An 18,951-nucleotide genomic window follows, 5' to 3' on the forward strand; every position below is an offset into this window, starting at 1 on the left:
ACCCCCCGTACTCCGCGGCGTCAAGAGGCGGCGTCGATGGGGCTGGAATAACGGTTATTGCAGACATTGTCGCGCTTGGCGAAGCGTTTGGTGTACTTTAGACGATGCCGAAGGGGTAGACCGGCGCCATGACAAAATCCGAAAAAGCGTTAGCAGAGAAAGCTCATCCGGCGTCGAAGCGGCGGGAGCGAGGTGTCGGCATTCTACCGGCGCAAGCGATTTCCCGGATGATTGCCGATGGCGAGATCGCGATCGCGGAGCCGGTCGCCGAGGGACAAGTGCAGCCCGCAAGCCTCGACCTCCGGCTCGGCGCCGTCGCATACCGGGTGCGTGCGAGTTTTCTTCCAAGGCCCGGCGGCCGGGTCCAGACCAATCTCGACGATCTGGCGTTGCACACGATCAGCTTGAGCCAAGGCGCGGTTCTCGAAACGGGCTGCGTCTATATCGTGCCGCTGCTCGAGTCGCTCGCGTTGCCAGCCGACGTCGAAGCGTCGGCGAACCCGAAAAGCTCGACGGGCCGGCTCGACGTTTTCACGCGCGTCATCGCCGACGGCGTCGGAGCATTCGATCAAATTCCCCGCGCCTATAACGGACCGCTCTACGCGGAGATATGTCCTCAGACGTTTCCGATCGTCGTTCGCAAAGGATCGCGGCTGTCGCAGATCCGCTTTCGCAACGGGCCTGCCGCCGACAGCGATACGGCGCTGCGCGAATTGCAGCTCCGCGAGCGTCTCGTCTCGGCGGAGCACGCGGACATTTCCGGCGGCATTGCGCTCACCGTCGATCTTGCGGGTGACGCAACGGGCCTGGTCGGATTTCGCGCGCGGCGGCATACCGGCGTCGTCGACGTCGACAAGGTCGGCACGTATCCGGTCGGAGATTACTGGGACCCGATCTACGTCAAGGACAAGCAGCGGCTCATTCTCGATCCCGATCAGTTCTACATTCTGGCTTCGAAGGAAGCCGTGCATGTGCCGCCGACGCACGCGGCCGAGATGGTGCCGTTCAATCCGCTCGTCGGCGAATTTCGCGTGCATTATGCGGGCTTCATGGATCCTGGCTTCGGACACGCGGCGGCAGGCGGCAACGGCTCGCGTGTTGTCCTCGAAGTGCGTTCGCACAAGGTGCCGTTCATTCTCGAAGACGGGCAAATCATCGGGCGGCTTATCTACGAACGGATGACCGAAACGCCCGAAACGCTTTACGGCCAGGGCCTGAAATCGAACTACCAGGGCCAGGGTCTGAAACTCTCAAAGCATTTCAAATAATATCTTTGGGCGGCGGATGCCGCGGCGAAGTTTCGATTTTTTATCCCTCGTTCAGCGCGCTCATTCCATAAAACTGCACGGAAAACTGCGGTTTCGGCGCCTTTTTTGCGTGTAACCCCCATGATGGCGCTTGCTTTCGGGCCACAAATACTGCTTTTTTCGCGCGCTTCATTCGAAAAAGGCCCGGAAATCGCGTGTTTTTGGGTTTCAACGATGTAGTGTTTGATTGCAAACCGATTCGCATAAGAGGGACGACAATGGCAAAGGCAGCTGCGCCAGCAAAGACTTCAGCCAAGGCTCCGGCCAAAGCTGCAGCGAAAATTGAAACCGTTACTTTGAAGCATATTGCCGCGACGCTCGCGGAGGCTCACGAGATTCCCAAGAAGCAGTCGGTCGCGCTGCTCGAAGATCTCGTCGCTCAGATTTCAAAGCATCTCAAGAAGGGCGCCCGCATCCGCATCGGCGGTCTCGGCGTTCTGCAGGTTCGCAAGCGTCCGGCGCGTATGGGCCGCAACCCGGCAACGGGCGAAGCCATCAAGATCAAGGCTTCGAAGAAGATCGCCTTCCGCGCCGCGAAAGAGCTGAAAGAGTCGGTCTAACGATCGCTCCAGCGGGGTAATTCGAAAAGGCCGCCAGCGATGGCGGCCTTTTTGTTTTGTTTCGAGCGATTACTTTGTTGGCGCTGGCGACTCCGCTTCGCGGAGCCGGCCGCCAGCGCGGGCCTTCGTTTCGGGCGGCCGGCGCGCGGAACGCGTGTCGCCCGAAATCAACAAAGACTCAACCGTTGCGGAAAAAGTCGCTGATGAAGCGGCCGTAGATCTCGGTCAGCGTTTCGAGGTCGGCGACGCTCGTGCGCTCGTCGACCTGATGGATGGTTTTGTTGACGAGGCCGAATTCGACGACGGGACAGATATCCTTGATGAAGCGCGCATCGGACGTGCCGCCGCCGGTCGTCAAGGCGGGCGTGCGGCCCGTGACGGATTTGACGGCGTCTTTGAGCGTCGAGACGAGAGGGCCTGGCTTCGTCAGGAAAACGTCGCCTGTTCCGGAGAATGCGAGATCGTATTTCGCATCGACTTCGGATGCGGCGCTTGCCGCTGTTTTCCGCACCCACTCTTCGATCGACGGGCGCGTCCAGCCGTCATTATAGCGGATGTTGAGCTTCGCGATCGCGCGTCCCGGTATGACGTTGGTCGCGGTGTTCGGAACGGAGATCACCGTCACTTGCAGGTTCGAAGGCTGGAAGTTTTCCGTTCCGTCGTCGAGCTTCGTCGTCGAAAGGCGATCGATGATGCGCGCGAGTTTCGGGACGGGATTGTCGGCGATTTGCGGGTAGGCGGAATGGCCTTGAATGCCGTGTACGGTCAGATCGACGTTGAGCGAGCCGCGGCGTCCGATGCGAATTTCATCGCCGAGAGCGTTGGGATTTGAGGGCTCGCCGACGAGGCAAGCGTCGATAACTTCGTCGCGGGCCTTCAACCAATCGAGGATTTTCATCGTCCCGTTGATCGAGGGGCCTTCCTCGTCGCCCGTGATGATGAACGACAGGGAGCCGCGCGGCAGGCCGTTATAGTGGTGGATGTATTTCATCGAAGCCGCGACGAAAGCCGCGATGCAGCCCTTCATATCGACAGCGCCGCGGCCGTAGAGAATGCCGTCGCGGACTTCGCCAGCGAACGGCGGCACAGTCCAGGCCGCTTCGTTGCCGACAGGCACGACGTCGGTGTGTCCGGCAAAGGAGAGATGCGGCCGGCCTGTGCCGAGGCGCGCGTACAAGTTATCGACGTCGGGTGTGCCGGGCTCGGAGAAGACGAGGCGGTGACAGGTGAAGCCTGCAGGCTCCAGCACGTTCTGCAGAAGGGTCAGCGCGCCTGCTTCGTCGGGCGTTACGCTTTCGCAGCGGATGAGCGCCTGCGAGAGGGCAACGGGATCTGTCGGAACTAGTGTCATTATACAGTTTGACTTCCAATTAGCTGACCTGCGGAAGGCAGCGGAATGTCGCGGCCTTCGAGGCTCTGCACGATCGTGATCTTCTGCCAGATCTTACCTGAAAGATCCGAGGTCAGCCGTTCGAGGTCGCCGACCGTGTCGACCACAACCGGATCGCTGAGCTTCTCGGCGTAGAGCGCCGCAAGCTTGGCCGTGAGCGACAACATTTCGGAGCAGTAGTCGAGATAACGCACCAGTTCGAACGGAGACAGGCTGCGTTCCGGCGAGCTCGATGTGTGCACGGCCGCCAACATGCTCGGGTCTTTCGTCAGCTGGTGCATATCGATGACATGAATGATGGAGCGGAACTCGTGAAGCGCGAACAGCGCCTTCCGCTGTTTCCAGCGCGCTTCGAGCGATGAGACGAAGAACAGCGTCGCGCCCATCAGCACGACGATGTTAAAGCCGGAATCGATGCCCTGCAGCGTGCCGAAGAGATCGTCGTTAGCCTTTGTACCGCCTAAGATGAGCTGCGCGACCACGATCAGGAGGGCAACGCCTGCCGTGATCGCGAGCCAGATGATGAAGCGCAGGAAGAAGTGCGGCCGATTGATCTCCTGCGCCGCTATTGCCGTCTCCTTGGCGAGTGCGAGCAGGTCGCGACAGACGTTCGCGAGGCCTGCGCCCGGAAAACGCTCATCGATACGCCGAGCAAGTTGATCGAGGCTCGCCCTGATGAGCGCCGGATCAAGCGTTCGGAATTTCGACGCCTTTTTCACCTGCTTCCACTCTATCCCTGAGCTTCCACTTAGTCCCTGAGAAGCTCGTTGATGCTTGTCTTGCTCCGCGTCTTCTCATCGACGCGCTTGACGATCACGGCGCAGTAGAGGTTTGGACCCGGTTCCCCGTTCGGGAGAGGCTTGCCCGGCATCGTACCCGATACGATGACGGAATAGGGAGGCACCTTGCCGAACATTTTTTCGCCCGTGGCGCGATCGATGATCGTCGTCGAAGCGCCAATGTAGACGCCCATCGAGAGGACAGAGCCTTCGCCGACCTGGACGCCTTCGGCAACCTCGGCGCGGGCGCCGATGAAGCAGTTATCCTCGATGACGACCGGTCCGGCCTGGAGGGGTTCGAGCACGCCGCCGATGCCGGCGCCGCCGGAAATGTGGCAGTTTTTCCCGATCTGAGCGCAGCTTCCGACCGTCGCCCAGGTATCGACCATCGTGCCGCTGCCGACATAGGCACCGAGGTTGACGAACGAGGGGAGCAAAACGGCGCCCGGTGCGATGTAAGCGGAACGGCGCACGATGGCGCCGGGCAGCACGCGGAAGCCGCCCTTGCGGAAGTCTGCTTCGGTCCAGCCGGCGAATTTCGGGGGCACCTTATCCCAGTAGAAGCTGCCTGCCGGGCCGCCGGGGATCATTTCCATGTCATTGAGACGGAACGACAAAAGGACCGCCTTTTTCAGCCACTGATTGACGACCCAGGTGCCATCCGTCTTCTCGGCGACGCGTGCCTCGCCTTTGTCGAGAAGATCGAGCGCGGTTTCGACGGCGTCGCGGACGGCGCCTTTCGTGTCGAACGAAATGCCGTCGCGAGCTTCCCACGCCGTTTCGATTGTTTTCTTGAGGTCGTCGTGGGCCATGGGAAAGCGTCTCCGATGCTGTGCGGCTTGGTGTTTGAGAGGCGCTTGTCGCCTCTCGGGCGCGGGGTGTCAATTCGGAGCACTGGGCCGATTGGTGTGTCTCGGCATCCTCCGTCAGGTTAAGCGTATAATCGGGATGAAAACAGGTGCCAGTCGTCATTACACGGTGAATTCGAATCGGGCATGGTGCATGCTCTCCCGACCGCACTTCCGCGGCCCCGGAACAAGGAAGCGACGTCCATGGCGAAATCGGAAGTCACCAGCAAGAAGGTTTCCTCGGCAGCCTCGATGGTGCTGAGGAGCAAAACGGCGACCAAGGCTGAGAAGTCGGTCGCGGCTTCGGCACTTACGCAGACCGGCAGCCCAAAGGAAACGACGAGCAAGAAGGTCGCGTCGGCCGCGTCGAAAATCCTGCATGATCCGAAGGCCAGCAAGGCTGCCAAGTCAGTTGCGGCTTCGGCGCTGACACAGAAGACGAAGAAGAAATAATTCGCAGTCCGTTCGTTCGGGGCGTCTCAGCTGCTCGAGGTGGTCAGTTCGTCGCCGCCTCGATTGGCTTTTGGATGCTCGGCTCTTCACTTGACAACGTCTGAGTGTGTATATATATACACACGAATTATGAGCGGCATGCATATTGAGCGAAACAGCCGAAAGATATTGGCGCGGCTCAAGCAGGACGGCTGGCTCTTGGTCAGCATCGAAGGCTCACATCATAAGCTTCGACATGCCGACACCGGCAAGACAGTTATAGTGCCGCATCCAAGGCGGGATTTGCCAACCGGAACGGCCCGGGCAATCGCGAAGCATGTCGGGTGGTTGTAGGAGTTGGGTATGAACACATATTTCGCAATTGTACATAAGGACCCCGATAGTTCGTTCGGTATTAGCTTTCCGGATCTTCCAGGATGCTTTTCCGCGGCAGACTCGGAAGATGACCTGCTCGTGCAGGCCCAGCTTGCATTGACTCTTTTTGCCAGTGACCAGGATGAGCTTCCCAAGTCACGGTCGGTATCGGATCTTCTTGAGGATCCCTCGATCAAGACTGATGTCGCTAACGGTGCATTTTTCATTGCTATTCCATTGATCAATGCGAGTCGGAAGGCTCGGTATAACCTTATGCTAGATACAGATTTGGTCGCAGGGATCGACAGGACCGCTCGAGCCGTAGGCATGAATCGCTCAGAGTTTGTTTCCGAGGCGATTGCCGTTCGTCTTGGTGAGCAGGTAGGTGCGGTCGTCAGCCGGAAGGTCGGCATGCAGACAAAATCGGAAGTCACCAGCAAGAAGGTTTCCTCGGCAGCCTCGATGGTGCTGAGGAGCAAAACTGCGACCAAGGCTGAGAAGTCGGTCGCGGCTTCGGCACTCACGCAGACCGGCAGCCCAAAGGAAACGACGAGCAAGAAGGTCGCGTCGGCCGCGTCGAAAATCCTGCATGATCCGAAGGCCAGCAAGGCTGCCAAGTCGGTTGCGGCTTCGGCGCTGACACAGAAGACGAAGAAGAAATAATTCGCCGTCCGTTCGTTCGTCCTTTCAGGGCGCCGAACGTCTATTCATTTTTGATTAGCTGCTCGAGGTGGTCAGTTCGTCGCCGCCTCGATAAGCTTTTTGGCGTCGTCGGAATCCCATTTTGCGGGGCCTGCCAGCCGTCCGACTTCCAATCCATCCTTGTTGATGAGGATCGTGGTCGGCATTCCCAGAAGCTTCAGCGCCATGCCCTGCTTGGCGCTCGGATCGACATAGAGCGTGAGATTATCGACCTTCATGTCGGTAAGGAACTTGCGCGAGGCGTCATAGCCCTTGCGGTCGAGGCTCAGCGCCACGACTTCGAACTTGTCGCCGCCGAGTTCTTTCTGCAGACGGTCGAGCGCGGGCATCTCTTCGCGGCAGGGCTCGCACCACGTTGCCCAGAGATTGAGAAGGATGGTCTTGCCCTTCAGGCTCGACAGCTTGACGTCCTTGCCGTCGGCATCCTGAAAGGTGATGTCTGGGAGGGGCTCGGGCGTCTTCTTCGTGACGAATGCCGCCATTTCTCCGAGCTTGGAGGACGATCCGGCCGACGGTTCGGCCTTGGGCGGCGATAAATCCTGGGCGGCGGTGACGGATTTTTCAGGTCCGGCGTTGCCCAACCCGCCTCCGATAACGTATACGGCGCCGAACCCGACCAACGCCGACAGCGCCACAGTCCAAAGGGCTTTCTGCGGGCCTCCCGCGCCGTTCGCTGTCATGTTTGGTAACCTTGTTCTCTTCTCTGATACGGAGCCGCTCGTGACCGACAAGCCAGCCAACACCATGTGGGGTGGCCGTTTCGCAATGTCTCCTGCCGAGATCATGCAGGAGATAAATGCCTCGATCGGCTTCGACAAGCAGCTAGCGCCCCAAGACATTCGCGGCTCGAAGGCGCATGCCGCGATGCTGGCGGAGGCCGGCATCATCACCAAATCCGATGCCCGCGAGATTGCAAAAGGCCTCGACAAGATCAAGGCGGAGATCGACGCGGGAACGTTCGAATTCTCGCGCGCGCTCGAAGACGTGCACATGAACGTCGAAAACCGGCTGAAAGAGCTGATCGGCCCGGCGGCGGGGCGGCTTCATACCGCGCGGTCGCGGAACGATCAGGTGGCGACCGATTTCCGGCTTTTCGTGCGCGACGCCATCGACGGGATCGATGAAGCTCTCGCAAACGTGCAGCAGGCGCTCGCTGAGAAGGCCGAGGCGCACGCCGCCACCGTCATGCCGGGTTTCACGCATCTACAACCTGCGCAACCCGTGACCTTTGGTCATCATCTTCTGGCGTACGTCGAAATGATCGCGCGCGACCGGGGCCGGTTCGCGGATGCGCGGAAGCGTCTCAATGAATCTCCGCTCGGCTCAGCGGCGCTCGCCGGAACGTCGTTCCCGATCGACCGGGAGCAGACGGCGCAGGCGCTCGGCTTCGACAGGCCGATGGCGAACTCGCTGGACGGCGTTTCGGATCGCGATTTCGCGCTCGAGGCTCTGGCCGCGGCGACCATCACGGCGGTGCATTTCTCGCGCCTCGCCGAAGAGATCGTCATCTGGATGACGCCGCAGTTCGGCTTCGTGAAGCTGTCGGATCGTTTCACGACCGGCTCGTCGATCATGCCGCAGAAGCGCAATCCGGATGCCGCAGAGCTGGCGCGCGCCAAGGTCGGGCGCATCGCGGCGGCCTTCCAGGGCCTCGTCATCGTGATGAAGGGGCTGCCGCTCGCCTATTCGAAGGACATGCAGGAGGACAAGGAGACGACATTCGACGCGTTCTCCAGCCTGCGTCTCGTCATGGCGGCGATGGCGGGCATGATTGCGGATCTCGAGCCCAATGCCGAGGCTATGCGAGCTGCCGCCGGTCGCGGGTACTCGACGGCGACCGATCTTGCCGATTGGCTCGTCCGGGAGCTCAAAATGCCGTTCCGCGACGCCCATCATGTGACGGGGACGATCGTCAAGGCGGCGGAAGCGAAGGGCGTCGATCTCGATCAATTGAGCCTAACGGACATGCAGGCCGTCGAGCCGCGCATCACGAAAGCCGTATTTTCGGTGCTTTCTGTGGAGAACTCGGTCAAGAGCCGGACGAGTTATGGGGGAACCGCGCCACAGAACGTCGCCAAAATGGCTCGTCAGTGGCTGAGGCGGTTGGAAAAGGCACGAGGGAAGGTCTAAAACTCTTTCTCTCAGCGCCTGCCATTCGAGCGGGCTGAACGGTTTTGGAGTGTTTTTGGCATGGCCGTGCTCTCACGCAGCACGAAATCCTGGGTCGCGGTGGCGCTGGTCGGCGCGGCTTGCGCCGGTTTTGCAGGCTGCGGTGTTAAAGGGCCTCTGGAGCCACCACCTGCCGCCAAGGCGGCCGGTGACGCGAAATTGCCCGATGCGCATGCCGCCGGCGAGAATTCGGATGCTCCGCCGAAGCCCCATGAATCGTTCATTCTCGACCCGCTGCTACGCTAGCCGGTTCGCTCGGCCGGTTTTTTGAAGTCTCCTCGTCTTTTCCGGTGACGCGGGTCTTTCTCATCCGCTAGAAGCGCTTCCCATGCATCACTTTCAGTATAAGTCCGGCATCCTTCATGCCGAGGACGTGAGCCTCGCACGCATCGCGGCGGAGGTCGGGACGCCCTTCTATTGCTATTCGACCGCGACGCTCGTGCGCCATTACGAGGTTCTGGCGCGGGCGTTCAAAGGGCAGGACGCGCTCATTTGCTTTGCCGTCAAGGCGAACTCCAATCAGGCGGTACTGACGACGATGGCCCGTCGCGGCGCCGGCATGGACGTCGTCTCGGAAGGCGAACTCCGGCGTGCTCGTGCGGCGGGGGTTCCGGCATCGAAGATCATTTTTGCCGGCGTCGGCAAGACGCGCGGTGAGATGGCCTATGCGCTCGAAGAAGGCATTCACGGCTTCAACGTCGAGAGCGAGCCCGAGCTTCATGCGCTGAGCGACGTCGCGACGGCGATCGGCCGGACCGCTTCCATCGCCATTCGCGTCAATCCCGACGTCGATGCCAAAACGCACGCGAAAATCTCGACGGGCAAAGCCGAAAACAAGTTCGGCGTACCCTATGAGGATGCGCGGCGTCTCTATGCGGAAGCCGCCAAGCTTCCCGGCATCAAGATCTCGGGCATCCATATGCACATCGGCAGCCAGATCACGGATCTTGCGCCGTTTCGCGATGCGTTTCGCCTGCTGGCGGATCTCGCGCGCGATCTCAAAGCCGACGGCATCGCGCTCGAGCATCTCGATATCGGCGGGGGGCTCGGCATCCCGTACCGGGGTGCGAACGACATTCCACCCACACCCGATGAATACGCCGCGGTCGTCAAGGATGCGCTCGGCGGTCTCGGCCTCAAGCTCGTTCTCGAGCCCGGCCGCATGATCGTCGGCAATGCAGGCGTTCTCGTCACGCAGGTCGTCTACGTGAAGGAAGGGACCGACAAGACGTTCACGATCGTCGACGCGGCGATGAACGACTTGATCCGGCCGACGCTTTACGAAGCCTATCACGATGTCTGGCCCGTCAACGAAGCGTGCTCGGACATGTCGCCGATGCAGCAGGATATCGTCGGGCCGGTCTGCGAGACGGGCGATTTTCTGGCGGAAGACAGGGCGTTGCCTCCCGTCGCGCCGACGGATCTGCTCGCCGTCATGTCGGCGGGCGCGTATGGGGCGGTGATGTCGTCGACCTACAACAGCCGCTTGCTCCTCCCGGAAGTGCTGGTTGATGGCGACCGCTATGCCGTCGTCCGGCCGCGCCCGACCTACGACGACTTGATCGGGGCCGATCATCTGCCGCCGTGGCTTTTATCAGAAGGCTGACAGGTTCCCTCGCCCTCTCGTGGGGAGAGGGACAACGACGATATTGTCATCCTCGGGCTTGTCCCGAGGAGCCATCCATCCACACCTCGGTCGCGTCACGATGGATCCTCGGCATGAAGCCGAGGATGACATCTTGGGAGGGGCAGGTTCGCCGTTAACGTCATCCCGGCGGAGGCCGGGATCCAGGTGAGGTTTGGCGCGCACCGGAGTTGGGGGCCGCTCTGGCGGTGAAGCCCGTCGTGACCGGTTCTGCTCAGACTTGTCTGGGTGCCGGCCTCCGTCGGCATGACGGAGCGTGTTGTTGCTTGCGCCGTCGCCAGATCGGCGACGCGAGAAACTGCTCGGCCTATGTGATTTCCTCGGCTAACGAAAACCTCCGCAATGGCGGGGGTGTAACGGCTCAATCGTAAGGCTGAGAGGCTCTAGTCGGCGCCCATTTCCATCTCGGCGAGATGCGCCTCAGCTTCCTCGATTGCTTCCTTGATCTGAGGATGAGCGTCGGCGATGTACTGAGCACGCAAGCTCGCGAGATGCTCCTCCCATTCCTCGCGGGGCGCGAAGACGGAGGGCGGGTCGATGAAATAATAACTGGAGTTTGTGGGCGACAATGTGCTTCACCGCGTTTTCTGCTTCCCTCACCGTTTGTCATCCCGTCGGAGCGCAGCGAAGAGCCGGGATCCAGAACCGCAATCAAGTTAGTCCCGGGACTCGCAAGGATGCTCTCCTGGGATGACAATATTGTTCGGCGGCTTGCCCACGCAATCAAAAATGGGCCGTAGAAAAGCCCGATAGGCGGGTCATTCGGCCCCTCAGGGTTGCATTTTGTTAACGTGCGGGGTCAGGGGCCCGTGATAGTTTAGGCGCGCATGGTAGAGCCTCAGAACAGGGATCCCGGTCCCGATATTTCGCGATCCTTGGCGCGCAAGGTCCGTCTCAGCACGGTCGCGCTGTTTTTCGAGCGACTTTGGCCGCGGCTCTGGCTGCTGATCGGCGTGGCGCTCGTGTTCGTCATGCTGTCGTTCGTCGGCCTGTGGCCTTACCTCGACCCGCTCCCTCATAAAATTTTGCTGGTCGCCTTCGCGGTCGCCGCCGTCGCGGCTGTCGTTTACGCGGTTCGCATTCCCTGGCCGACGCGGGAAGACGCCATCCGGCGGATCGAGCGCCGCTCCAACGTGCCGCACCGTCCCGCGACGTCCTACGAGGACACGCTGACGTCCGGGGCCCAGAACGCCACCACGTCTGCGATTTGGCAGGCGCATCGAGAACGTCTGGCGCGGGCGATTTCGCGTCTCCGGGTCGGGCGTCCAGCGCCCAGAACCGATCGTTTCGATCCCTGGGCCGTCCGCGGGCTTTTGCTCGTCATGTTCGTGCCGATAGCAGTTCTGGCGACGGGAAGCCTCAGTGATCGCTTAGCTGCCGCTTTCCGTTTCGGTACCGGCGAGTCCGGACCGCCGGCGCGTGTCGATGCCTGGGTCACGCCGCCGCCCTATACGGCGCTGCCGCCGGTGCTGCTGGCCGATGGCTCGCAGCAAAATGCCGACGACGCCAAGGACAAGATCAAATTCTTTGAGGTGCCCGATCGCAGCCTGCTGACGCTTCGGGGCGTCGGGTTCGGCACGGATGGGGTCTCGCTCGAAGTCTTGACCGATGGCGCAACTGCGCCGGTCATCGTGCCTCCCGAAAAATCGAAGAAGGGCGATACTTCGAGCGTCTCGGAGACGCGCTACGAGATCCGCAAGTCGGCACGCATTCGCGCCCTTTCGGGAACGCGGGAGCTTGGGCTTTGGACGTTCGACGTCATTCCCGACGCGCTGCCGAAGATCGCGTTGACGAAGGAGATCACCGGCACGCCACGCGGATCGATGCGCGTTTTCTACAAGGCGGAAGACGACTACGGCCTCCAGAGCGCCGAAGTCAAAGTGCGCAAGGCGCCGCCGAAGCCCGTGGACGCTGCAAAGTCGTGGGCGCAGCCGCCGCCGCTCACGGGACCGCGGTTGCCGCTCGAGCGTCCGCCGGTTCTCAGCCTTAAAATTCCGCGCCCGGGCGCAAAGACGGTCGATACGTCGGCGCTTCTCGACATCGGCGAGCATCCGTGGGCCGGTCAGCGCGTTCAACTCTGGCTCGAGGCAACGGATGTCGGCGGGCAAGTCGGGCGCAGTGAGCCGATCGAAATCGTGCTGCCGTCCCGCCGCTTCAAAAATCCGCTGGCCAGGGCTTTGGTCGAACAGCGGCGGTACCTTGCCGAGGACTCGCGCAACCGGCCGAAGGTCGTGCGGGCGCTCGATGCGCTGACCATGGAGCCGCAGGGCTTCATCACCGACGACGGTGTCTATCTTGGTCTCAGGGCGATCTATCATCGCCTCGACCGGCAGGAGACGCGCGCCGTGCTGAACGAGTCCATCGCTGAGCTTTGGCAGATCGCGCTCAAGGTCGAGGATGGGGCGCTGTCACAGGCGGAGCGCGCGCTCAAGGATGCGCAGGATCGTCTGTCGGACGCCATCGAGAAGGGCGACGACAAGGAAATCCAAGATGCGATGGCGGATCTGAAGAAACGCCTCAACGACTATCTCAACGAAATGCAGAAGAACGCGGAGAAGGAGAATCCTTCCGGCGATCAGCAGCAGGGCGATCAGAACCAAGAACTTGGCCAGCAAGACCTCGACCAGATGATGAAAGATCTGGAGAAGAGCGCGCGGGAAGGCTCGCGCGACGATGCCGAGAAGATGCTTTCCGAGTTGCGTGAGTTGATGGATCGCCTGCAGGCGAGCAATTCGCCCGAGGCGCGTGCCCAGCAGCAGCGCGCTCAGCAGATGATGAAGAAGCTCAACGAGCTGAGCGACCTCACCGGCAAGCAACAGCAGCTGATGGACGATACGTACGGTCAGCAGCGCCGTCAGGAAGGACAAGGCGGCTCGCAGGATGATCCGAACGGTCAGGGCTCACCGAAGACTGGTAAAGGCAAGCAGGGTCAGCAAGGCCAGGGTCGCCAGCAGGGCGGCCAGGGCGACATGGATGCCGATCAGGAGGGTGGCGGTCAGCAGGGCGAAGGCCAGCAGGGTTCGCAGGGCAAGTCCGCCGGACGGCAACAGCACGGAAAGGGCAGCCTGCAGGATCGTCAGGCGCAGCTTCGCAACGAACTCGACAAGCTGAAAAAAGATCTCGAGGAAATGGGTGCGGGCGATCCCGACAAGCTCGGCAATGCGCAGGACGCGATGGGCCGGGCCGAGGATGCGCTGAAGCAAGGCGATCTTGGCGAAGCTGCCGATCAGCAGGGGCAGGCGCTCGAGCAGATGCGCCAAAGCGCTCAGCAGATGGCCGAGCAGATGCAGAAGAATGCGCAGCAGCGTTTGGGCCGCGGCGGCAACTCTCCTCGCGATCCGATGGGCCGGCCGCAACGCGCGCAGGGGCCCGATCTTGGCACGTCCGTGAAGGTGCCCGACGCGATCGATGCCCAGCGGGCGCGCGAAATCCTAGAAGAGCTCAGAAAGCGTTCGGGTGAGAGCCTCAGGCCGCAGGACGAACTCGAATACATCGACCGGCTGCTGAAGCGGTTTTAGCGTCTTTCTAATGACCGGGTAACAGCAGTCACCGGCTCGCGTCGCGCCGAGCTTCAGTCTTCGGAGGGACCTCTAATGCGGCAAGGCAATCATTACAATCGACGCGCCGTTCTTGGAGGTTTCGCACTGGCGCTATCGTCGCTGACGACTGGCGTCTCGGCTCAGTCAGCCCCCACCCTCAAGGTCTTCAAAGACCCCAACTGCCGATGCTGCAGCGCCTGGGTTGAGCATTTGCGCAGTCATGGGTTTGAGACGATCGTATCCGAGATATCGGAAATGAAGGCCTTGAAAGCGCGCTTTGGCGTGCCGGCCGCGCTCTCGTCCTGCCACACAGCAGAGCTTTCGGGATATGTGATTGAGGGGCATGTGCCGGTCCACGCTATCCAACGGCTGCTGGCCGAGAAACCCGAGGCCATTGGACTCGCCGTTCCCGGAATGCCCGCTGGCTCACCGGGCATGGGGGGCGAGCCAGAACCCTATGAGGTGATGATCTTTACGAAAGATGGGCAGCGGTCGTTTGGCCGTTACAAAACTGATCGCCCCATCTCATAGAAGCGACAGTCAGCTACTGACCAACGCAAGAGACGAGCCGAGCGCAACGGGGGCTCATCTTCCAAGAGCTCCGCAAACGTTCGGGTGATCGATCAGGTTGCCGCTGTGAGATTCACGCGCCGCGAAAGAGCCTCTGCGCTCTCTTTGCGCTCGCTGTAACGATCAACGAGATAATCAGACCTGCCTCGAGTCAGAAGTGTAAATTTCACGAGTTCTTCCATGACGTCGACAACGCGATCATAGAACGCGGAAGGCTTCATTCGGCCGGTTTCATCGAATTCCTGAAACGCCTTTGCGACGGATGATTGATTGGGGATCGTAATCATCCGCATCCAGCGGCCCAATACGCGCATTTGATTGACGGCGTTGAACGACTGCGAGCCGCCGCTCACCTGCATAACTGCGAGCGTCTTGCCTTGTGTCGGCCTCACCGCGCCGGATGACAACGGTATCCAGTCGATCTGCGCTTTCATGATCCCGCTCATCGCGCCATGCCGCTCCGGCGAGGACCAGACTTGTCCTTCGGACCATGCGGCGAGTTCGCGAAGCTCGTGCACTTTATCGTGCGTCTCTGGCGCACTGTCAGGAAGCGGCAGCCCGTCGGAATGAAAAATGCGCGTTTCCGCGCCGAAGGCCTGCAACAAGCGCTCTGCTTCCAGCGCCAGAAAACGGCTGTATGACCGTTCGCGCACCGATCCGTAAAGAAGCAGTATGCGCGGTTTGTGAGCGACGGATTTCGGTGATTCAAGCTCGCCGTGTGACGGTCGCCGGAAGCAGGCGGCATCGACGTTTGGAAGATTGGATAGGTAATCGGTCATCGGGTTCTAGACTTCGCCTTTCCTATGATCGCTTCGCCGTCCTCCTTCACGAACGTGCCGATATCGGGGTTGGGCAGAATTTCGAGAACGGCTTCCGACGGGCGGCAGAGGCGGACGCCAAGTGGCGTCACGACGATCGGTCTGTTGATGAGAATGGGATATTGCATCATGAGGTCGATAAGCTCGTCGTCCGTCCATTTCGGGTCGGAGAGACCGAGTTCGCCGTAAGGTGTTCCCTTTTCTCGCAGCAGGTCGCGGGGGCGCATGTCCATCGCCAAAAGCAGTTGGACCAGCTTTTCGCGGGTCGGCGGCTCTTTCAAATATTCGATGATGTGCGGTTCTTCTCCGCTCTGACGGATCATGGCAAGCGTATTGCGCGAGGTTCCGCAGGCAGGATTGTGATAAATCGCGATGCTCATATCTTCACTCGGATAGTACGGATTGCGCTGACGGTTCCTGCCTGGATTTTTCTGTGCCAATCAGCCAAGCGCAAACAGGAAGGGCGGCAAGAGCCCCAATTATTTGTGCAGTGACAAATAGCGGGACATCGGCGGGCCTTATGCCCGCAAACGTATCGGATAGAGCGCGCGCGAGCGTGACGGCGGGATTTGCGAATGACGTTGACGCCGTAAACCAATACGCAGCGGTGATGTAAAGACCGACCGCGACAGGGACGAAATCGGTTTTTGCTTTGCGCGTCAGAAGGATGATCGTGAGAAGGCCGAATGTTGCGACAACTTCCGAAAAAAATTGTCCACTTCCCGTTCTGACTTTCGTCGAAAGCTCCATCAAGGGCAGGTCGAACATGAGATGTGCGGCAGCCACTCCCGTTGCCGCTCCCGCTATCTGTGCCGAGACATAGGCAAGCGCAAGTTTCGTTCCGATTTCTTTCCTGACGAAGAGAGCGAGCGTGACGGCGGGATTGAAGTGAGCGCCCGAGACGGGCGCGAGAATTGTTATGATGACTATGAGGATCGCGCCTGTTGGCAGGGTGTTGCCAAGCAATGCCAGCGCTTCATTCCCGCCCGCAAGCCGCTCGCCCATGATGCCGGAGCCGATGACGGTCGCGAGCAAGAAGGCGCTGCCGAGAAATTCAGCGCCCACTTTTCGGCTGCAGGCACTGCCTGTCATGGCGCCTCGGTCTTCGTGTGCGGGACGGTCTGGTGATTTTGCAACGACAGTTCAAGCGAGCGAAGTGGCAGGCTTGTGAACTTGCAAGGCCGGTCTGCGCTCATCGCGCCCTTTCCTTCGGTTTACAAAGGACCCGGCCTTTTTTCATGGTCGTCCCGCAAAACTCAGGATGGCCCTGACAACAGTCTTCCGTCAGATAGGTCAGGAGCTGGCGCATCCCGTCGACGAGCATGGCGTAGCGAACGTAACGCCCGTCCCTCGCCGATGTTATCAAGCCGGCGTGCTCCAGTTCTTTGAGGTGGAAGGTGAGCGCTGTTGGGCTGACACCAATGGACTCGGCGATTTCACCTGCCGGAATGCCGTTCGGGCCCGCTACAACGAGAAGGCGGAAAATTCGCAGCCGATGCTGATGCGCGAGCGCCGACAGAGCCGCGACGACGTTTGCTTCATCCATAATTCATTATTCCAACAATTGTTGGAATAATCAAGTGCCTGTGATCGGTTCATCATCACGCCTCACGTTTGCTGCCGGCGGCCGTTTTCCAGACGTGGCTTACCGGCGAGCTTCGGACGTTCGAAGCGACACTCGCCGCTTACTTCGCTCCAGCGGTTTTCGGCACGAAGCGGGTGAGGAAGCCGCCGATCACCTGATGGCTCGTCAGGCGCGCACCTGCCCAGCCATACGGGGGTTCTTCGCCTTTCCACCAGCGCGAGAACTGGTTCAACATGTCGATCGGGTACCACGAGCCGTCGCGGCCGGTGAGCGGGCCCCAATAGTCGGATGATGTGAATTTATACTCGATGAACACGGAGCCGGTCGGCAGCCGGAACTCGAGACCGAAGAGCGCCTGACCGGCGGGGCCGGTATATTGGTATTCGTAGGTTCGCGACGGGTCGGTCTTGGGAAAAATTTCGGAATGCGGGAACGAGAGCCCGGCTCCGGCGCCGACGTACGGCGAAACAATTCCGAGCGACGGCAGACGGATCATGGCATTGAGCGTCAGCATGTTGTGGCCATGCGTCCATTCAAGCTTTTTGAAATAGTCGCGCGGTTTCGCCGTGGGCGGCACCGGCTTGCCGTCAACGGTGCCTTCGAAATTCGCCTCCTGGTCGAGCGGCGCGTAGACCTTCGAGTGCGTGAAGTCGAGCATCGAGCCGAAGCGGCCCGTGAACCAACGCTGGAGGCGGACGCCGTAGTAAAGCGGGTTCTCGAAGGGCAGCGTGTACCATTCGACGTTCTTGATCGTGAGATCGGTGACGCCTTTCTTCACGAGGTGGAAGTCGCTCGGGTAGTGATAGGGCGCGCCGAGGTAGGCGCCGAAATCGGTTTCGCGTCCCGGGTGCAGCGCCGTCGACACGGGGACGCCATTCGATGCCCTGGACGAAGCGTTGCCGCGATCACTCGGTAACGTGGCCGCCATGACGAGGCACCCCATCGTGGCGACGGCTGCGGCGACCTCGAGCGTTCGTCTTATGCCGGATGAAATGCTTGGCGCTTGGGGCCACGAGACCGACACGAGGGGCGCGACGAGGCGTTCACGTGCGAGCATTCTGGAATTCCCCCCATTAGCCGCGCTGAAGCGGCTTTTATAGCGCCTGCTGGCTGCAGCCTTTATGCGCCTCCGCCCGGCGCTTGCAAGGCATCGAGCATGCGGTTTACTGCGGCAATCTGCGGCGCGTCACGCGTAAGATACTGCGGGCCCGTATAACCCCACCAATCCCAACAGCCTTGCGGGTTTATCGGAGAATTCGCGATTTGTGGAAAAAGCACGATGAACCGGTTCGTGTCCGCCCATCGCGCGAAGCCGGATTCCTTGACGAACGCATCGCCTACGGCCTCGCGATTCTGTGCGCAGCCGTGGAAGGCAATATGAACGCGGCAGCCGGCCGTGTCCTTGCACGACTTCGGGATGTAGACGACGCCCGTTTCGGCCAATCCTGCGCTGTCGTCGCTCGGGAAGAACGGGCGTTGATCGAAATCAATGAACTCGCCGCCGGGCGTCGCCGCGCGCGGCGCAAGGTTGCCGTAGATGTGCTTCAGCAGGGCGCCCGCCTGATCATAATTGCAATTGTCGATGTAAGGTGATGCCGAAACTCCGCAGGCGTTGCCTTCGTTGTCCGTGATGAAGGCGTGCCCCGCAGGCAGGTTCGAAACGAGATCGATGTTCGTTTGGGGCACACCGAGCTTTTCGTAGAACGCCGCTGCGTGGCGGACGATCGAGGGCGCGACGGTGCGGTCGGAGGTTCCGGTGAAGAGATAGACGCGATCATTCACGACATCGGCGATCGGATCGATCTCGCCTTTGTCGGCGCGCTCCTTGGCCTTCGCCGCGAGGTCTTGCGGGTCGGAAACGCCCCAGACGCCTAGGAGATCGAGCATGCAGCCGTTGACGGCTTTAGAAAGGTTGAGGATGGCAGTTCCCGCGCCCGGCATCGTGCCGGCGAAGACGCTTTCGGAGCAGCCGTAAGGGCCGCCTGCGATGATGGCGGCTCCGGCCACGCGTTTGGCGTGCGCCATTTGGAATTGTCCGGCCATGTAGGCGCCGGATGAAATGCCCGAGACGGACGTTTCATCGATTTTGGCGCCGAGCGCGGGAAGCGGCCGGTCGGATGCGGCCTTTTTCGCGGACTCGTTGCAGCCGCCGGAAGCCAGCGGAACGGCGGTCATTGCGACCATCAGCGCAAATTTTCGGATCGCGGCGCGGTGGCGTCTCATGGTCGGTTC

21 protein-coding genes are annotated in these 18,951 nt (G+C 60.8%); 10 read left to right on the top strand and 11 right to left on the bottom strand.

What is annotated here, in order from left to right; translation table 11 throughout:
- Positions 1-128: 128 nt before the first annotated feature.
- Positions 129-1,268, top strand: coding sequence for a 2'-deoxycytidine 5'-triphosphate deaminase (locus AACL53_RS00125; RefSeq protein ID WP_339081238.1), 1,140 nt, complete (start codon positions 129-131; stop codon positions 1,266-1,268).
- A 257-nt stretch (positions 1,269-1,525) separates the two neighbouring features.
- Positions 1,526-1,867 carry an HU family DNA-binding protein gene (locus AACL53_RS00130; protein WP_339081240.1) on the top strand — a complete coding sequence of 114 codons (342 nt, stop codon included), beginning with the start codon at positions 1,526-1,528 and terminating at the stop codon, positions 1,865-1,867.
- A gap of 178 nt (positions 1,868-2,045) precedes the next feature.
- Here AACL53_RS00130 and dapE read toward each other — a convergent pair whose 3' ends face one another.
- From dapE to dapD, 3 genes are read right to left on the bottom strand one after another with little or no spacing between them, the layout of a single operon-like run.
- Positions 2,046-3,218, bottom strand: coding sequence for a succinyl-diaminopimelate desuccinylase (dapE, locus tag AACL53_RS00135; RefSeq protein WP_339081242.1), 1,173 nt, complete (start codon positions 3,216-3,218; stop codon positions 2,046-2,048).
- Positions 3,218-3,976, bottom strand: coding sequence for a hypothetical protein (locus AACL53_RS00140; protein WP_339081244.1), 759 nt, complete (start codon positions 3,974-3,976; stop codon positions 3,218-3,220). Before AACL53_RS00140 ends, dapE begins: the two co-directional genes overlap by 1 nt.
- 29 nt (positions 3,977-4,005) lie before the next feature.
- Complete coding sequence (gene dapD, locus AACL53_RS00145) at positions 4,006-4,848, bottom strand: 2,3,4,5-tetrahydropyridine-2,6-dicarboxylate N-succinyltransferase (protein ID WP_339081246.1); 843 nt, start codon at positions 4,846-4,848, stop codon at positions 4,006-4,008.
- Positions 4,849-5,088: 240 nt separating this feature from the next.
- On the opposite strand from dapD, the gene AACL53_RS00150 reads away from it, so the two are divergent.
- From AACL53_RS00150 to AACL53_RS00160, 3 genes are all read left to right on the top strand, one after another.
- Entirely contained in the window at positions 5,089-5,337 is a 249-nt protein-coding gene (locus tag AACL53_RS00150; RefSeq protein ID WP_291167283.1) for a hypothetical protein, read from the top strand.
- Between the two features lie 144 nt (positions 5,338-5,481).
- A complete protein-coding gene (locus AACL53_RS00155) occupies positions 5,482-5,670 on the top strand; it encodes a type II toxin-antitoxin system HicA family toxin (RefSeq protein ID WP_339086838.1) in 189 nt (62 codons plus the stop codon).
- Between the two features lie 9 nt (positions 5,671-5,679).
- Positions 5,680-6,354, top strand: coding sequence for a type II toxin-antitoxin system HicB family antitoxin (locus tag AACL53_RS00160; protein ID WP_339081250.1), 675 nt, complete (start codon positions 5,680-5,682; stop codon positions 6,352-6,354).
- 71 nt (positions 6,355-6,425) lie between these two features.
- On the opposite strand, the gene AACL53_RS00165 is transcribed toward AACL53_RS00160, so the two are convergent.
- A complete protein-coding gene (locus AACL53_RS00165; protein WP_339081252.1) occupies positions 6,426-7,073 on the bottom strand; it encodes a TlpA family protein disulfide reductase in 648 nt (215 codons plus the stop codon).
- A 40-nt stretch (positions 7,074-7,113) separates the two neighbouring features.
- On the opposite strand from AACL53_RS00165, the gene argH reads away from it, so the two are divergent.
- From argH to lysA, 3 genes are all read left to right on the top strand, one after another.
- The gene (gene argH / locus AACL53_RS00170) at positions 7,114-8,523 is read left to right on the top strand and encodes an argininosuccinate lyase (protein ID WP_339081254.1); all 1,410 of its coding nucleotides are present in this window, start codon (positions 7,114-7,116) and stop codon (positions 8,521-8,523) included.
- 60 nt (positions 8,524-8,583) lie between these two features.
- On the top strand, positions 8,584-8,808 hold the full coding sequence (locus AACL53_RS00175; RefSeq protein ID WP_339081256.1) for an LPS translocon maturation chaperone LptM: 225 nt from the start codon (positions 8,584-8,586) through the stop codon (positions 8,806-8,808).
- Positions 8,809-8,890: 82 nt separating this feature from the next.
- Entirely contained in the window at positions 8,891-10,168 is a 1,278-nt protein-coding gene (gene lysA, locus AACL53_RS00180; protein WP_339081258.1) for a diaminopimelate decarboxylase, read from the top strand.
- A 422-nt stretch (positions 10,169-10,590) separates the two neighbouring features.
- On the opposite strand, the gene AACL53_RS00185 is transcribed toward lysA, so the two are convergent.
- Positions 10,591-10,776 (bottom strand): hypothetical protein, encoded by a 186-nt coding sequence (locus AACL53_RS00185; RefSeq protein ID WP_339081260.1) that lies wholly within the window; start codon positions 10,774-10,776, stop codon positions 10,591-10,593.
- A gap of 306 nt (positions 10,777-11,082) precedes the next feature.
- On the opposite strand from AACL53_RS00185, the gene AACL53_RS00190 reads away from it, so the two are divergent.
- Both AACL53_RS00190 and AACL53_RS00195 read left to right on the top strand, forming a co-directional pair.
- The gene (locus tag AACL53_RS00190; protein ID WP_339081262.1) at positions 11,083-13,725 is read left to right on the top strand and encodes a TIGR02302 family protein; all 2,643 of its coding nucleotides are present in this window, start codon (positions 11,083-11,085) and stop codon (positions 13,723-13,725) included.
- A gap of 75 nt (positions 13,726-13,800) precedes the next feature.
- Positions 13,801-14,277 (top strand): DUF411 domain-containing protein, encoded by a 477-nt coding sequence (locus AACL53_RS00195; protein WP_339081264.1) that lies wholly within the window; start codon positions 13,801-13,803, stop codon positions 14,275-14,277.
- A 92-nt stretch (positions 14,278-14,369) separates the two neighbouring features.
- Here AACL53_RS00195 and arsH read toward each other — a convergent pair whose 3' ends face one another.
- The 6 genes from arsH to AACL53_RS00225 form a co-directional block, all read right to left on the bottom strand.
- Positions 14,370-15,095, bottom strand: a complete 726-nt coding sequence (gene arsH / locus AACL53_RS00200) for an arsenical resistance protein ArsH (RefSeq protein ID WP_339081266.1) — start codon at positions 15,093-15,095, stop codon at positions 14,370-14,372.
- Complete coding sequence (gene arsC / locus AACL53_RS00205; protein ID WP_339081268.1) at positions 15,092-15,514, bottom strand: arsenate reductase (glutaredoxin); 423 nt, start codon at positions 15,512-15,514, stop codon at positions 15,092-15,094. The genes arsH and arsC overlap by 4 nt, the downstream gene beginning before the upstream one ends.
- 4 nt (positions 15,515-15,518) lie before the next feature.
- Positions 15,519-16,226, bottom strand: coding sequence for an MIP/aquaporin family protein (locus AACL53_RS00210; RefSeq protein WP_339081270.1), 708 nt, complete (start codon positions 16,224-16,226; stop codon positions 15,519-15,521).
- A gap of 100 nt (positions 16,227-16,326) precedes the next feature.
- Positions 16,327-16,680, bottom strand: a complete 354-nt coding sequence (locus AACL53_RS00215; RefSeq protein ID WP_339081272.1) for a helix-turn-helix transcriptional regulator — start codon at positions 16,678-16,680, stop codon at positions 16,327-16,329.
- A gap of 139 nt (positions 16,681-16,819) precedes the next feature.
- Positions 16,820-17,776: a hypothetical protein gene (locus AACL53_RS00220; RefSeq protein ID WP_339081274.1), complete on the bottom strand. Its 957-nt coding sequence runs from the start codon at positions 17,774-17,776 to the stop codon at positions 16,820-16,822.
- A 62-nt stretch (positions 17,777-17,838) separates the two neighbouring features.
- Positions 17,839-18,942, bottom strand: a complete 1,104-nt coding sequence (locus tag AACL53_RS00225) for a poly(3-hydroxybutyrate) depolymerase (RefSeq protein WP_339081276.1) — start codon at positions 18,940-18,942, stop codon at positions 17,839-17,841.
- Positions 18,943-18,951: the final 9 nt, after the last annotated feature.

The organism is Hyphomicrobium sp. ghe19 (genome assembly GCF_902712875.1).
GTDB lineage: Bacteria > Pseudomonadota > Alphaproteobacteria > Rhizobiales > Hyphomicrobiaceae > Hyphomicrobium_B.